Origin of the sequence: Aeromonas sp. 30P (genome assembly GCF_051919805.1) — a bacterium.
Classification (GTDB): domain Bacteria; phylum Pseudomonadota; class Gammaproteobacteria; order Enterobacterales; family Aeromonadaceae; genus Aeromonas; species Aeromonas veronii.
The window spans coordinates 847,829-862,750 of sequence record NZ_JBQBEA010000001.1; the positions used below are offsets into that span (position 1 = coordinate 847,829).

15 protein-coding genes and 1 pseudogene are annotated in these 14,922 nt (G+C 59.4%); 13 read left to right on the forward strand and 3 right to left on the reverse strand.

Annotation, left to right across the window (positions count from 1 at the left end; all coding sequences use genetic code 11):
• Nucleotides 1-50: 50 nt before the first annotated feature.
• The 11 genes from rpoE (at nt 51) to cysQ (ending at nt 9,722) form a co-directional block, all read left to right on the forward strand.
• The gene (rpoE, locus tag ACTG2B_RS04125) at nt 51-632 is read left to right on the forward strand and encodes an RNA polymerase sigma factor RpoE (protein WP_005335411.1); all 582 of its coding nucleotides are present in this window, start codon (nt 51-53) and stop codon (nt 630-632) included.
• Between the two features lie 22 nt (nt 633-654).
• A complete protein-coding gene (locus tag ACTG2B_RS04130; protein WP_005335409.1) occupies nt 655-1,257 on the forward strand; it encodes an RseA family anti-sigma factor in 603 nt (200 codons plus the stop codon).
• Nucleotides 1,258-1,278: 21 nt separating this feature from the next.
• Entirely contained in the window at nt 1,279-2,259 is a 981-nt protein-coding gene (locus ACTG2B_RS04135; RefSeq protein WP_005335407.1) for a MucB/RseB C-terminal domain-containing protein, read from the forward strand.
• 93 nt (nt 2,260-2,352) lie between these two features.
• Nucleotides 2,353-2,814, forward strand: coding sequence for a SoxR reducing system RseC family protein (locus ACTG2B_RS04140; protein ID WP_040068038.1), 462 nt, complete (start codon nt 2,353-2,355; stop codon nt 2,812-2,814).
• A gap of 116 nt (nt 2,815-2,930) precedes the next feature.
• A complete protein-coding gene (gene lepA, locus ACTG2B_RS04145) occupies nt 2,931-4,724 on the forward strand; it encodes a translation elongation factor 4 (RefSeq protein WP_005335396.1) in 1,794 nt (597 codons plus the stop codon).
• A 3-nt stretch (nt 4,725-4,727) separates the two neighbouring features.
• A complete protein-coding gene (lepB, locus tag ACTG2B_RS04150) occupies nt 4,728-5,651 on the forward strand; it encodes a signal peptidase I (RefSeq protein ID WP_005335395.1) in 924 nt (307 codons plus the stop codon).
• The gene (rnc, locus tag ACTG2B_RS04155) at nt 5,652-6,323 is read left to right on the forward strand and encodes a ribonuclease III (protein WP_005335394.1); all 672 of its coding nucleotides are present in this window, start codon (nt 5,652-5,654) and stop codon (nt 6,321-6,323) included.
• Nucleotides 6,320-7,219 carry a GTPase Era gene (era, locus tag ACTG2B_RS04160; RefSeq protein ID WP_005335393.1) on the forward strand — a complete coding sequence of 300 codons (900 nt, stop codon included), beginning with the start codon at nt 6,320-6,322 and terminating at the stop codon, nt 7,217-7,219. The genes rnc and era overlap by 4 nt, the downstream gene beginning before the upstream one ends.
• Nucleotides 7,220-7,930: a DNA repair protein RecO gene (gene recO, locus ACTG2B_RS04165; RefSeq protein WP_005335391.1), complete on the forward strand. Its 711-nt coding sequence runs from the start codon at nt 7,220-7,222 to the stop codon at nt 7,928-7,930.
• Between the two features lie 84 nt (nt 7,931-8,014).
• The gene (gene pdxJ / locus ACTG2B_RS04170) at nt 8,015-8,752 is read left to right on the forward strand and encodes a pyridoxine 5'-phosphate synthase (RefSeq protein WP_005335389.1); all 738 of its coding nucleotides are present in this window, start codon (nt 8,015-8,017) and stop codon (nt 8,750-8,752) included.
• 202 nt (nt 8,753-8,954) lie between these two features.
• Entirely contained in the window at nt 8,955-9,722 is a 768-nt protein-coding gene (gene cysQ, locus ACTG2B_RS04175; RefSeq protein ID WP_439995251.1) for a 3'(2'),5'-bisphosphate nucleotidase CysQ, read from the forward strand.
• Between the two features lie 87 nt (nt 9,723-9,809).
• Here cysQ and ACTG2B_RS04180 read toward each other — a convergent pair whose 3' ends face one another.
• From ACTG2B_RS04180 to ACTG2B_RS04190, 3 genes and pseudogenes are all read right to left on the reverse strand, one after another.
• Nucleotides 9,810-10,106, reverse strand: coding sequence for a YciI family protein (locus tag ACTG2B_RS04180; RefSeq protein ID WP_219264470.1), 297 nt, complete (start codon nt 10,104-10,106; stop codon nt 9,810-9,812).
• A 24-nt stretch (nt 10,107-10,130) separates the two neighbouring features.
• Nucleotides 10,131-10,693, reverse strand: a pseudogene (locus ACTG2B_RS04185) (septation protein A).
• Between the two features lie 90 nt (nt 10,694-10,783).
• Complete coding sequence (locus ACTG2B_RS04190; RefSeq protein ID WP_374885330.1) at nt 10,784-12,307, reverse strand: pyridoxal-dependent decarboxylase; 1,524 nt, start codon at nt 12,305-12,307, stop codon at nt 10,784-10,786.
• 175 nt (nt 12,308-12,482) lie between these two features.
• On the opposite strand from ACTG2B_RS04190, the gene trhA reads away from it, so the two are divergent.
• Together trhA and ACTG2B_RS04200 are read left to right on the forward strand one after the other, a co-directional pair.
• Nucleotides 12,483-13,118 (forward strand): PAQR family membrane homeostasis protein TrhA, encoded by a 636-nt coding sequence (gene trhA / locus ACTG2B_RS04195; protein ID WP_439995252.1) that lies wholly within the window; start codon nt 12,483-12,485, stop codon nt 13,116-13,118.
• Between the two features lie 127 nt (nt 13,119-13,245).
• A complete protein-coding gene (locus ACTG2B_RS04200) occupies nt 13,246-14,907 on the forward strand; it encodes a putative transporter (protein WP_376868261.1) in 1,662 nt (553 codons plus the stop codon).
• Nucleotides 14,908-14,922 lie beyond the last annotated feature (15 nt).

Consider the following 14,922-nt stretch of genomic DNA (forward strand, 5'->3'; position numbering starts at 1 on the left):
GAAGGGCCGGAAAAGAAAAACGATAACCTGATGGGGGTTTTACGGCTCTGATGAGCGACCAGAATCTATTGGACGAACAGCTGGTTGAACGGGTCCAGCGCGGCGATAAAGCAGCTTTCAACCTGTTGGTAAAAAAATACCAGCATAAGGTGGTCAACCTGGTTGCCAGGTATGTCAACAATCCCGGTGATGTGCCCGATGTGGCGCAAGAGGCCTTTATAAAAGCCTACCGTGCATTGCCGACATTCCGTGGCGAAAGTGCTTTTTACACCTGGTTGTACCGAATTGCCGTGAACACGGCGAAGAATTATCTCACCTCCCAGGGGCGCAGGCCGCCCAGCAGTGATGTGGAGGCTGACGAAGCGGAGTCTTATGGTGGTGGTGAAGCCTTGCAAGAGGTCTCAACCCCCGAAAACCTGGCGCTGACTGACGAGATCAAACGCACCGTGTTTTCAGCCATAGAGGCATTGCCGGAAGACCTGAGGACAGCTATCACCCTTCGCGAACTGGAAGGGCTGAGCTACGAAGAGATTGCCGAAATCATGGATTGCCCTGTGGGTACGGTCAGATCCCGTATCTTCCGGGCGAGGGAAGCAATCGATAAAAAGCTGCAACCTCTGATCGAGAATTAACTGGGGAAAGACGGGTTAACTTATGGCAAATAAAGAGCAAATCTCTGCCCTGATGGATGGTGACCTGAGTGACGCAGAGGTACTGAACGAGCTGGAGATGGACTCCGACTTGCAAGATACCTGGGGTCGTTACCACCTGATCGGCGATGCCATGCGGGGTGACCTGCCGGTCAATCTGCAACTGGATCTCAGTGACAGCATCATGGCTGCGCTGGAGGATGAGCCCACCATACTGGCACCCAAGCCGGTCGAGACGGCTCCCGTGCTGCAACCAGCCGTTGCGCCGGTCAAGACTGATTCCAATGTGGTTCCGTTGTTCCGCCGTGTCGGTCAGCAACTGGGTCAATATGCCATTGCGGCATCCGTGGCCGCTGCCGTTATCTTCGGGGTGCAGCAGTATCAGGGACAGGATGGCGTTCCGGCCAATCCGGTGCTCAATACCATTCCAATCGGTGGCAGTGCGGCGCCGGTGAGTGTTCACTATCCGCAACAGGATGGCGCCCGTGCCCGTCAGCAAGGGCTGACCGAACAGCAGATGCAGGAGCAGCGGGAGCGGATCAACGCCTTCCTGCGTGACCACCAGTTGCAGCAGCGCCTGTTGCAAGACAGACAGATCCAACAATAACGAATTGTCAGGGATACAAACGTGCGCCAGTCTAGCCGTATTTTGCTGGCCTCTCTCCTGCTGATCAGTGCCAAGGCCTCGGCCGACGATAAGTCGGCCGAGGCCTTGTTGCAGCAGATGCAGAGTGCCGTGCAGCAACAGAATTTCGAGTTGTCCATGGTCAAGGCCCGTCAGGGGCGTCTTGAACCGATCCGGATCAGCCATGCCGTCATCAACGGCAAGGAAGTGGCCCACCTCAGTTACCTCGACGGCAAGGCGATCGAGTATCTCCAGCGCCAGAACGAATACACCTTCTTTGAAAACAGCCACGATCCCTACACCCTGAAGGATGCCCGCTTCCCCGGCATCTGGTCGACCCTGGTGAAGATGCCGCTGGCACAGGTGCTGGAGAGCTATGATCCTGTGCTGGCCGGCCGCAGCCGGGTTGCCGGTGTGGTGGCGCAGGTGGTAAGGCTGGTGCCTAAAGAGGCCGACAAATATGGTTTCGTGCTCTGGATTGATGAGCAGAGCCACTTGCTGCTGCGGATCGACATGGTCGAGCGGGAAGGCAATCTGGTGGAGCAGGTGCTCGGTGTCGAGCTGGATCTGCAGAGCAAACCGGCCCCCTGGCTGGTGAAGCTGGCCAACAGCAAGCAGCCTCCGGCGCTGGCGCTGGAGGATGCCTATCCGGCGCCACAACAGCAGTTGAACTGGCAGATCACCTGGCTGCCCGATGGCTTCAAGGTGCTGTCGCAAGACCGGCACCAGCTGGTGACCACCAGTATGCCGGTGGACTACATGATGCTCTCCGACGGGCTGGTGGATCTCTCGGTCTACGTCTCCCGGGTGGATCCCAAGCAGGCGGTGCGCCAGCAGCTGATCCGCCAGGGGGCGACCTCGCTGGTGAGCTATGTCAACGAGGTGGGGGTCGAGATCACCGTGGTCGGGGAGGTGCCTGCCGAAACCGCCAAGCGCATCGCCGAGTCGGTCCAGCCGCTGGCCCGCAACGAAGCGGTGCAGTAACGGGGGATGCGGGGTTGTCCCCCGCTTGCCGAGCGTGGCGAGTCGTGGTCAGATCCCCTGATTGTGTGAACCCGAGGTGTTGCCGTGAATGAGATGAGTGAAGAGCTGGCGACCGTGGTGGCCATTGAGGGTGACCATGCTTGGGTGGAGTGCGAGCGTCGCTCCGCCTGCAGTGGTTGTCAGCAGCAGTCCAACTGCGGTACCGGCACCGTGGCCAAGGCATTTCCCCTGAAAGCTCCCCGCTTGCGGGTCAGGCTGACCGCCGAGGTGCGGGTTGGCCAGCAAGTGAGGCTCGGTATCCCGCAGGAGAGTCTGCTGCGCGGGGCGGCGCTGGTCTATGTGCTGCCGCTTTTCTGCCTGTTGGCCGGCGCCTTGCTGGGGCAGCTCTGGCTGGCACCGCTGCTCTCGGGGGGGGAGGGAATTACCATTCTCTGCTGCCTGCTGGGGGGCGTGCTGGGCTTTTTACTGGTTCGTTACTTTTCCAACCGCCTGGATCAGGGGCGTTACGGCCCGCAGATGCTCGGCGTTGTCGTCCCTGTCCGCATCCTCCCCTGACTGAACAGGCGCTATTTCACTGGCGCTGGCGACTAAAGAATGGCCGTCAGCCGGGTTATCCAGTAAAATCGCGCCTCCATAACTGACCTTAACTAATTTTGAGTGACTCTTGCTCGATGAAACACATTCGTAACTTTTCGATTATTGCGCACATCGACCACGGTAAATCGACCCTGTCGGACCGTCTGATCCAGACTTGCGGTGGCTTGTCCGACCGCGAGATGCAGGCTCAGGTGCTTGACTCCATGGATCTGGAGCGCGAGCGCGGCATTACCATCAAAGCACAGAGTGTGACCCTGAACTACCAGGCACAAGACGGTAACACCTACCAGCTGAACTTTATCGACACCCCGGGCCACGTGGATTTCTCCTACGAGGTCTCCCGCTCTTTGGCGGCCTGTGAAGGGGCGCTGCTGGTGGTGGATGCCGGCCAGGGGGTTGAGGCACAGACTCTGGCCAACTGCTATACCGCCATGGAAATGGATCTGGAAGTGGTGCCGGTGCTGAACAAGATTGACCTGCCGGCCGCAGAACCCGAGCGGGTTGCCGAGGAGATCGAAGACATCGTCGGTATCGACGCGGTTGATGCGGTGCGCTGCTCCGCCAAGACCGGCCTGGGTGTTGATCTGGTGCTGGAAGAGATCGTCGCCAAGATCCCGGCACCGGAAGGTGACCCGGATGCCCCGCTGCAGGCGTTGATCATCGACTCCTGGTTCGACTCCTATCTGGGCGTTGTCTCTCTGGTGCGGATCAAGAACGGTTCCCTGAAGAAGAACGACAAGATCAAGGTGATGAGCACCGGTCAGGTGTGGGGTGTCGATCGTATCGGTATCTTCACGCCCAAGCAGGTGGATACCCAGGGTCTGGGTTGCGGCGAGGTAGGTTGGGTTGTCTGCGGTATCAAGGACATCCACGGCGCGCCGGTGGGCGATACCCTGACTCAGGCCAAGAATGGTGCCGACAAGGCGCTGGCTGGCTTCAAGAAGGTGAAGCCGCAGGTTTATGCGGGTCTGTTCCCCATCTCCAGCGATGACTACGAGTCGTTCCGTGACGCCCTCGACAAGCTCTCCCTGAACGATGCCTCCCTGTTCTTCGAACCGGAGAGCTCCACTGCGCTGGGCTTCGGCTTCCGTTGTGGCTTCCTCGGTATGCTGCACATGGAGATCATTCAGGAGCGTCTGGAGCGTGAATACGATCTGGATCTGATCACCACGGCGCCGACCGTAGTGTACGAGATCGAGCTGACCGACGGCTCCACCATCCATATCGACAGCCCGGCCCAGATGCCCGCCATCACCAGCATCAAGGAGATGCGCGAGCCGATCGCCGAGTGTCATATCCTGCTGCCGCAGGAGTACATGGGCAACGTGATCACCCTCTGTATCGAGAAGCGTGGCGTGCAGACCAACATGGTCTACCACGGCAAGCAGGTGGCACTGACCTATGAAATCCCGATGGCGGAAGTGGTGCTCGACTTCTTCGATCGTCTGAAATCCACCAGTCGCGGTTACGCCTCGCTGGATTACGGCTTCAAGCGTTTCGAAACCTCCGACATGGTCCGTCTGGACATCATGATCAACGGCGAGCGGGTCGATGCCCTGGCCATCATCACCCACAAGGACAACGCCCAGTATCGCGGTCGTCAGGTGGTGGAGAAGATGCGCGAGCTGATCCCGCGCCAGATGTTCGATATCGCGATTCAGGCGGCCATCGGCAACCAGATCATCGCTCGCAGCACCGTCAAGGCTCTGCGTAAAGACGTAACCGCCAAGTGCTACGGTGGTGACGTGAGTCGTAAGAAGAAACTGCTGAACAAGCAGAAAGAAGGTAAGAAGCGGATGAAGTCCCTCGGCCGTGTCGACGTGCCGCAGGAAGCCTTCCTCGCGATTCTCCACGTCGGAAAGGATTAATAGATGGCAAGCACGTTTTCCCTGATCCTGGTGGTGGTCTGCGCGATCACCGGTGTTATCTGGTGTCTGGACAAGATGATTTGGTCCAAGCAGCGCGCCGCCAAGATTGCCGTGGCTCGTGCCCATGGCGGTGCCCACCTGGATGAGAAGACCCTGGCCAAGGTCGCCCCCGTACCGGTCTGGATTGAACAGACCGCCGGGGTCTTCCCGGTCATCACCTTTGTGCTGATCCTGCGTTCGTTCATTTTTGAACCGTTCCAGATCCCGTCAGGTTCCATGATGCCCACCCTGCTGGTGGGCGACTTCATCCTGGTGGAAAAGTTTGCCTATGGTCTGCGGGACCCGGTGACCAACACCAAGTTCCTCGAGACCGGCGAGCCCAAGCGTGGCGACGTGGTGGTATTCAAGTATCCCCTTGAACCGCGCGTTGACTACATCAAGCGGGTGGTCGGCATGCCGGGTGATCGGGTCATCTATCGCAACAAGGAGCTGATGATCCGGCCCAAGTGCGAAGAGCAGGAAGGGAAAACGTGCCCGGGCTTCAAGAAGCTCGACGTCAAGTTTGAACAAAGAGGCGAATTTACCCAGATGGGGATCCCCCTTGACCGCTATACCGAGCAGTTGGGTGATGTCTCCCACGAGACCCTGCGCAATCCGCTGATGCCCGACATGGTTGGCCGTTACTATCGCCAGCCCGGCACCTACCCCGACGAGTGGGTGGTACCGGAAGGCCAGTATTTCGTAATGGGCGACAACCGCGACAACAGCACCGACAGCCGCTTCTGGGGCTTTGTGCCCGAGCAGAATCTGGTCGGCAAGGCGGTCGCTATCTGGATAAGTTTTGAATTCGAGCGCGAAGAAGGCTCCCTGCTGCCAAGTTGGGTACCGACAGGTGTGCGCTTCAACCGCATTGGCGGAATCAAGTAAATGAATATCAAGATGAACAGACTGCAGTCCCGTCTCGGGCATGTCTTTGCGGATCTGGAACTGCTGACCCGCGCGCTGACTCACCGCAGCGCCGGTTCCCGTCACAATGAGCGACTGGAATTTCTGGGTGACTCGATTTTGAGTCTGGTGATTGCCGATGATCTGTTTCACCGCTTCCCGCAAGCGGCGGAAGGGGATCTCAGCCGGATGCGCGCCACCCTGGTGCGCGAGAAGACCCTGGCCGAACTGGGCCGGGAGTTTGACCTCGGGGATCACCTGATCCTCGGCCCCGGCGAACTCAAGAGCGGCGGTTTTCGCCGCGAATCCATTCTGGCCGACACGGTCGAGGCGGTGATCGGTGCCGTCTATCTGGATACCAATCTTGAGACGGTGCGGACACTGCTGCTGAGCTGGTATGCCAGCCGCCTGGAAGAGATCAAGCCGGGCATCGAGCAGAAAGATCCCAAGACCCGTCTGCAAGAAATTTTGCAGGGAAGCCGCAAATCCCTGCCGACCTACACCGTGACCAACGTCAAGGGCGAGGCCCACAACCAGGAGTTCACCGTCCAGTGTGACGTGGAAGGTCTGGATGGTCCCCTCGTCGGGGTCGGCACCAGCCGTCGCAAGGCCGAACAGGCCGCGGCGCAGCAAGCATTGGAAAAACTGTCATGACAGATACCACCTACTGCGGCTTTGTCGCCATCGTGGGCCGACCGAATGTGGGCAAGTCCACCCTGCTCAACAAGCTGCTTGGCCAGAAGGTCAGCATCACCTCGAAGAAGCCCCAAACCACCCGTCACCGGATTTTGGGGATCGACACCGAGGATAACTACCAGACCATCTATGTCGACACCCCGGGTCTGCACATTGAAGAGAAACGGGCCATCAACCGCCTGATGAACCGTGCCGCCACCAGTTCGCTGGGTGATGTGGCCATGGTGGTGTTCATGGTCGACGGTACCCACTGGACCAAAGATGACGAGATGGTGCTGGGCAAGCTGCGCAATCTCAAGTGCCCGGTGGTGCTGGCGGTCAACAAGATTGACAACGTCAAAGAGAAAGAAGATCTGCTGCCCCACCTCGAGTGGCTGGGCCAACAGATGAACTTCGCCCATATTCTGCCCATCAGTGCCGAAAAGGGCACCAACGTGGAGAAGATCCGCGAGTGGGCCAAGGATCTGCTGCCGGAAAACGTCCACTTCTTCCCGGAAGATTACGTGACCGACCGCTCCTCCCGCTTTATGGCCTCCGAAATCATCCGCGAGAAGCTGATGCGCTTCACCGGCGAGGAGCTGCCCTACTCGGTGACGGTGGAGATCGAGCGCTTCAAGGTGGAAGAGAACGGCCTCTATCACATCCACGGCCTGATCCTGGTCGAGCGCGATGGCCAGAAGAAGATGGTCATCGGCAACAAGGGCGAGAAGATCAAAACCATCGGCACCGAAGCGCGCCTCGACATGGAGCGTCTGTTCCAGAACAAGGTGCACCTCGAGCTGTGGGTCAAGGTCAAGTCGGGCTGGGCTGATGATGAGCGCGCCCTGCGCAGCCTCGGGTATGGCGACGACTGATTGCTGACACCGGCTTTCGTCATCCACAGTCGGCCCTATCGGGAGACCAGCCAGCTGGTCGAGGTCTTCACCCAGGATAGTGGCCGATTTACTCTGGTGGCTCGCGGTTCTCGCGGGCCACGCTCCCCTCTCAAGGGGCTGCTGCAACCCTTTACCCTGCTCACCATCGCCTGGCGCGGCAAGGGCGATCTCAAGAACCTCACCCAGGTCGAATGCCCGGATCACTCCCTGCGTCTCGGCGGCGATCGCCTCTTCTACGGCCTCTATCTCAACGAGTTGGTCTACTACCTGCTGGAAGCTCACACCCCGTTCCCCGAAGTATTCGACGCCTATGCTCGTGCCATCATGGCGCTGGCCGATGGCGAGACGCCGGAGCTGCCGCTGCGCCGCTTCGAGTTCCTGCTGTTGCAGGCGCTCGGCTATGCGGTGGATTTCGAATACACGGCGGACGACGAGTCGCCCATCGAGCCGACCCTGCTCTATGGCTTCGAGCGTGAATTGGGCTTTGTTGCTTGCGAGCGGGCGCCGGATCCCCGTACCCTGTTTCTCGGTGCCCACCTGCTCGCCTTTGCCGAGGGACGTTTCGATACCCCTCCCTTGCTGCAGGCGGCCAAACGTTTCAGCCGACTGGCACTGCAACCCTATCTGGGCAAGCGCCAGCTAAAGAGCCGGGAGCTGTTTTTAAAACGCAAGGCCAGTATGCAAGGCTGACACAGATTACAGACATACGGATATTGGCGCGGTGTGATTCGCTGACCGCGCAGTCAACAGATGAAGCCTTTCAAGGAGTTCTCAATGAGTGAAATCTATCTGGGTGTGAACATCGACCATATCGCGACTCTGCGCAACGCCCGTGGCACCCAGTATCCGGATCCGGTACAGGCCGCGTTCGTGGCCGAGCAGGCTGGGGCCGATGGCATTACCGTGCATCTGCGTGAAGATCGTCGCCACATCACCGACCGCGACGTGGAGATCCTGCGTCAGACTATCCAGACCAGAATGAACCTGGAGATGGCGGTGACCGAAGAGATGATCGGCATCGCCTGCCGCATCAAACCCCACTTCGTCTGTCTGGTGCCGGAAAAGCGCACCGAAGTGACCACCGAGGGCGGTCTGGACGTGGCCGGCCAGTTGGACAAGGTGACTGATGCCGTTGCCCGCCTCTCCGCGGTGGGAGCGCAGGTATCCCTCTTTATCGACGCCGATCCCATCCAGATAGATGCGGCTGCCGAGAGTGGCGCCCCCTTTATCGAGATCCACACCGGCCGTTACGCCGATGCCACCACCGATGCCGAACGCAACGCCGAGTTCAAGCGTATCGCCGCCGGTGCCTCCTATGCCGCTGGCAAGGGCTTGAAGGTCAATGCCGGTCACGGGCTGCACTACCACAACGTCAAGGCCATCGCCGCCATCCCCGAGCTCTATGAGCTCAACATCGGCCACGCCATTATTGGTCGCGCCGCCTTCGACGGCTTGGCCAAGGCCGTGAGCGATATGCGCCTGCTGATGCAGGAAGCCCGTCAGGGGATCTGAGTTGCAAAATAGGCCCGCGGCCTGAGACCGGCCGCTAGAAATAACAAGGGACGCCACGGCGTCCTTTGTTATTTCAGGTGTTGTTCAAGTTAGGGCAATGGGTTGACGGCCACCGAGCTGTAATAACCCAGCACAATCGGCTATAAGCAGTTGATGTCAAAAGGGTTACACTGGTTGACCCTGTGAGCTGGACGAGATTGTTATGGATCATCCCCTGTACCACCCCGATATCACCGAACTTGAACCTGTCGCCCGTGCGGCGGGAGCGGCCATCATGGCCATCTACAGCCAGCCCTTCGCGGTGGAGTACAAGAGCGACGAGAGCCCGCTGACCGCGGCCGACAAGGGGGCTCATGAGGTGATAGTGCAGGGGTTGGCACAGCTGACTCCCGATATTCCCGTACTGTCTGAGGAGTCTGGGCCCGAGGTGATGGCGGCGCGCCACGGCTGGTCCCGTTACTGGCTGGTGGATCCCCTCGACGGCACCAAGGAGTTTGTCTCCCGCAACGGCGAGTTCACCGTCAATATCGCTCTGATTGAAGGGGGGGCGCCGCGTTGGGGGCTGGTCTATGCCCCTGTGCTGGACAAGCTCTGGTATGGCGGAAAGGGGCTCGGTGCCTGGCGCATCGCCGATGGTAAGCGCGAGCCTATCCAGGCCCGGCCTCATCGTGAAGGCGAGGCGTGGCGAGTGGTGGGCAGTCGCAACCACCTGTCGCAGGAGACCCTCGATTTCTTGGCTCCTTTTGGCGAGATCGAGCTGATCTCCATGGGCAGCTCCCTCAAGTTCTGTATCATTGCCGAGGGGGGCGCCGAGCTCTATCCACGCCTCGCCCCCACCTGCGAGTGGGATACCGGCGCTGCGCAGGCGGTGCTGGAGGGGGCGGGGGGCAGCGTCACCCAACTCGATGGCTCACTCCTTGCCTACAACAAGCCCGATATCCTCAATCCCTGGTTTGTCGCCAGAGCGTGACCTTGTTGGTGCGCTGAGCAACGCGCAATAAAAAGAGGCCGGATCGGGTTGTACACCCGTTCCGGCCTCTTTGCATCTGACGCAGTTTTAAAAGACTTTCTTGAACGGCTTGATGGTGACCTTGGCGTAAACACCGGCGGTCACATAAGGGTCGGTATCAGCCCAGGCTTTGGCGTCCGCCTGCGAGGCAAACTCGGCGATGACGGTGCTGCCGGTAAAGCCTGCATCGGCCGGATCCTCGGCGTCGATAGCCGGGTTGGGGCCGGCGGTCAGCAGGCGACCCTCATCCTGCAGGGCTTGCAGGCGAGCCAGATGGGCAGGGCGAACTTGCTTGCGCAGTGGCAGGCTATCGGGGACATCTTCGGAGTAGATGAGATACCACATGAGAGGATCCTTTTCTGATGAGGGTTATTCTTTGGGTTCGTCTTTTTGCTGGGACAACTGCTCGGCAGGGATATGGCGATAGAGATAGACGCCGCTCAGCAGGGTAAAGACCAGCGTCATCCCCAGCAGGCCGAACACCTGAAGTTGACCCACATCTCTTGCGGCATGTTGAATGCCACGTAGAGGTTGAGCAGGCCACAGACGGTAAAGAAGCCGACCCAGCCGAGATTGACTGTGTCCCAGACCTTATCGGGCGCTTGCAGCTCCTTGGCCAGCATCTGTTTGATCAGATTCTTGCCAAAGCCGTAGCGGCTGATGAGCAGACCCAGTGCGAATAGTACGTTGATGACAGTCACTTTCCACTTGATGAAGGTGTCATCGTGGAAGAAAACCGTGAGGCCGCCAAAGAAGCCAACCAGCAGGAAGGTAAAGAGCTGCATCTTCTCGACTTTGCGATAGCGGATCCAGCTATAGGCGAGCTGCAGACCGGTGACCACCACCAGTGCGCCGGTAGCCATGTAGATGTCGTAGAACTTGTAGACCGCGAAGAAAACGATAAGTGGAATAAATTCAATAAATTGCTTCATTGTTGGCGCCTAGTCCTCAAAAATGGCCTGCAAATTTCGCCCAGTCTACCTGCATGGCGGACAACGGCAAATGAATAAGACCGCTCATTTTTACGCCGGTTCCGCGCCGTCGCCAAACAGTTGGCGTGCAATGGAGATCCCCAGTCGCTGCTGATCGGCCAGCAGGTCGCGGATATGGCGCTCTTCAATCAGAGGGTTGAGCAGCACGGCGCGCAGCAGGGTGAGCGGTTGGGCACCGTAGCGTACCACCGCTCGTTGGGTGCGGGAGACAAAGCTGTACCCCTCGGCCCGCTGGGCTTTTTGCAGTGCCACGTTGAAGTCGTTGATCTGCGTGTTGGCTGCTTCGTCCAGCACCTTGCCCTGCAGATGGGGCGGGATGCAGCGGTAGGAGAGCAGGTTCATCACCGGTGCCGACATCAGCTCGAAGGCGGGGTCACTTTCGATGAGATCTGCCATCAGCCGGGCCCGGTCGTAGTTGGCCTCGATGAGGTCGGCATAGCCTTGCTGGCCGAAGAGCTGGAAGGCGGCATCCAGATAGAGGGCATTGGCCGGGCGGGTGCCTTCCAGGGTAAAGCGACCCTGATCGAACGAGGTGGCACGAATGGCGTAGGGCGCCTCTCGCTTGACCGCCATCATCAGGTCGGGCTGGCGGCAGAGCAGCATGCCAGTACCGAGCGGCACCAGCAGTTGCTTGTGACCATCCAGGGTGACGGTATCTGCGCGCTCGATCCCGGCCAGCAGGTTTTGATAGCGGGGGGAGAAGAGGGTCGGGCCACCCCAGGCGGCATCCACGTGGAAGTGGATCTGCTCGCGCTCGGCGATGACCGCCAGTTCAGGCAGAGGGTCGATGGAGCCAAAGTCGGTACTGCCAGCCACGCCGACCAATGCCAGCACCTTCAATTTCTGTTCTTTGCACTGGATCAGCGCCTGCTCCAGCGCAGCCAGACTGAGCCGGTTTTGTTCGTCAGTCTCAAGGCGCCAGACGCTGCGGGCGCCCAGCCCCAGCAGATCCATCCCCTTGTCGAAGGAGTAGTGCATCAGGCGGGAGCCCAGAATAACGGCGCCGCGATAGCCCTGCTCATAGAGGGAGAACAGGTTGTCGCCACAGGCGCGGTTGCGGGCCAGCCACAGTGCCGTGACGTTGGCGATGGTGCCGCCGCTGGTCATGACGCCGAGGGCGGCATCCTTGGCATGCATCTGCTCGCCGTAGAAGGCATCGTCCCTGCCATAGATGAGGCGGTGCAGCTTGGCCAGTACCTCCCGCTCCAGAAAGCTGAGCAGGCGGGAGGACTCCATCTTCATCGGATTCTGGTTGAGCATTACCAGCAGGCGCGACAGCTCGGCGGTATAGGCCGGCAGGGGCGCCGTCATATGGCCCATGTAGCGTGGCGAGGTGAGGTGCGAGGCGCCGGGTACCAGAGTAGCCAGCCGCGCCAGATACTCCTCGATAGGTTGGCCGACTGCAGGCATGCGGGATTGATCGAGCTGGTGGGTGAACAGGTCGCGCTGATAGGGGGCCTGACTGTCGTCGGAGTGGTGGAAGCTCTCCAACAAGGTGTTCATCGCCTCGCCAAAGGCGGGATCCGCTTGTGCAAACAGCTCAGTCAACTTCATCAGGTTCTCCAGACCAGGTCACCGGGGTAGGTGTCTATGCCACTTGTCTCGGGCATCGGCGGCAGAGCATACACCAAAGGTTGGCAGGTGACAGCCACTCCATTTTTTAAGCGAACACTTGTACTCCGAAATGGCGCTGGGTAGAGTGAGCCACAGTTATTGTGGAGTCGATGTTATGAGTGGTGTGATGGATTACTCCCCCCGGGAGGAGCTGGCAAACCGGCTGAGTCACGGTGCGGGATTGTTGCTGGGGATTGTCGGGCTGGTGCTGTTGCTCATCAAAGGATGGGGGCAGGGTACGCAGGCGCTGGTGAGTTACAGCCTTTATGGCGGCAGTCTGGTGCTGCTCTATCTCGCCTCGACCCTCTATCACAGCATGGCGGAAGGGCGGGCCAGACGTTGGTGCAAGGTGTTTGATCACTGCGCCATCTATCTGCTGATTGCCGGCACCTATACCCCCTTCCTGCTGGTGGCGCTCGACACGCCGCTGGCGAAGGGCTTGATGGTGGTGATCTGGGCCCTGGCGCTGGCTGGGGTGGCGTTCAAGCTGTTGTTTATTAACCATTTCAAGAAGTTGTCGCTCTTTACCTACCTGATGCTGGGTTGGCTGTCGCTGGTGGTCATCTACCAGCTCTATATCCATCTGGCTGGTGAGGGGCTGCTGCTGCTCGGGCTTGGCGGCCTTATCTACAGCCTCGGGGTGATCTTCTATGTGGCCAAGCAGATCCCCTATAACCACGCCATCTGGCATCTCTTTGTGCTGGGTGGCAGCGTTTGTCACTTTATGGCCATTTACGGCTACGTCGCCTAACGTCTTGCAACTAGCCCTTAATTGGTATTTTTAGCGCGTAAAAGGATAAATTCGTGCGGTATCACACAGTTGGCATCAGCGTTTGCTGACAAGCTAGGGCCAGTTCAATTCGCAAAGGATGCACGAAATGAGTGAAATCGCGCTTTCCATCAGCATGTTGTCGCTGGTGGCAGTGCTAGGACTCTGGCTGGGAAACTGGCGAGTCTATGGCGTTGGCTTGGGAATAGGGGGTGTGCTGTTCGGCGGCATCATAGTGGGTCACTTTGCAGGCGCCTCCGATCTCGCGCTGGATGCACAAACGCTTCACTTTATTCAAGAATTTGGCCTGATCCTGTTTGTCTATACCATCGGCATCCAGGTCGGGCCGGGTTTCTTCTCGTCATTGCGCAGTTCGGGTCTCAAACTCAACGCCTTTGCCGCTTTGCTGGTCATCCTTGGCTGCGTGGTGGCCGCAGCCTTGCATCAATTTTTCGATGTGCCGTTGCCGGTCATTCTGGGGGTCTTCTCCGGTGCCGTCACCAATACTCCATCCCTCGGTGCGGGCCAGCAGATCCTGGCCGAGCTGGGCGCCGCCCCCGGTTCGACCGGCCTGATGGGGATGGGCTATGCGGTTGCCTATCCGTTTGGCATCTGTGGCATTTTGCTCACCATGTGGCTGGTTCGGGTCTTCTTTCGAATCAAAATCGACGATGAAGCCGCCCAGTTCGAGCTACAAACCGGTAAAACCAAGGAGAGCTTGCAGACCATCAATATCGCGGTGCGCAACCCCAACATGCACGGCCTGATGCTGAGCGAGATCCCGAGTCTCGACGAGTCCGATGTAATCTGTTCACGGCTTAAGCGTGGCGACGAGCTGATGGTGCCACGGCCGGAATCCCGTATCGAACTGGGTGACTTGCTGCATCTGGTGGGTGAGCGTCACGCGCTGCACAAGGTGTTGTTGGTGTTGGGGGAGGAGGTGGAGACCTCGCTCTCGACCCGGGGCACCGATCTGCGCGTCGAGCGAGTAGTGGTGACCAACGAGCAGGTTCTTGGCAAGAAGATCCGCGATCTGGACATCAAACAGCGCTATGACGTGGTGATCTCCCGTCTCAACCGGGCAGGTATCGAACTGGTGCCGACCAGCCAGACCAGCCTGCAGTTTGGTGACATTCTCAACCTGGTTGGCCGTCTCGACGCCATCGAGGCCGTGACCAATGTGGTCGGCAACGTGCAGCAAAAGCTGCAGCAGGTGCAGATGTTGCCGGTATTTATCGGGATTGGCCTTGGCGTATTGCTCGGCTCCATCCCCTTCTATCTGCCCGGTTTCCCGGCCGCCCTCAAGCTGGGTCTGGCGGGCGGGCCGTTGGTGGTGGCGCTGATCCTGTCGCGGATCGGCAGCATCGGCAAGCTTTACTGGTTCATGCCCCCCAGCGCCAACCTGGCGCTGCGGGAGATCGGGATTGTGCTGTTTCTGGCGGTGGTCGGATTCAAGTCCGGTGCCGGTTTCGTCGATACCCTGATCAACGGTGATGGCCCGGCCTGGATGCTCTACGGCATGGCGATCACCCTGATCCCGCTGCTGGTGGTCGGTGTGCTGGCGCGCCTCTACGGCAAGATGAACTATCTGACCCTGTGCGGCTTGCTGGCCGGCTCCATGACAGATCCTCCCGCGCTGGCCTTTGCCAACGCCATGCACCCGACCAGTGGCGCCAGTGCGCTCTCATACGCCACTGTCTACCCGCTGGTGATGTTCCTGCGGATCATCTCGCCACAGCTGCTGGCTATCATCCTCTGGGCGGGAGCCTAGGGTTAATCTTGACGG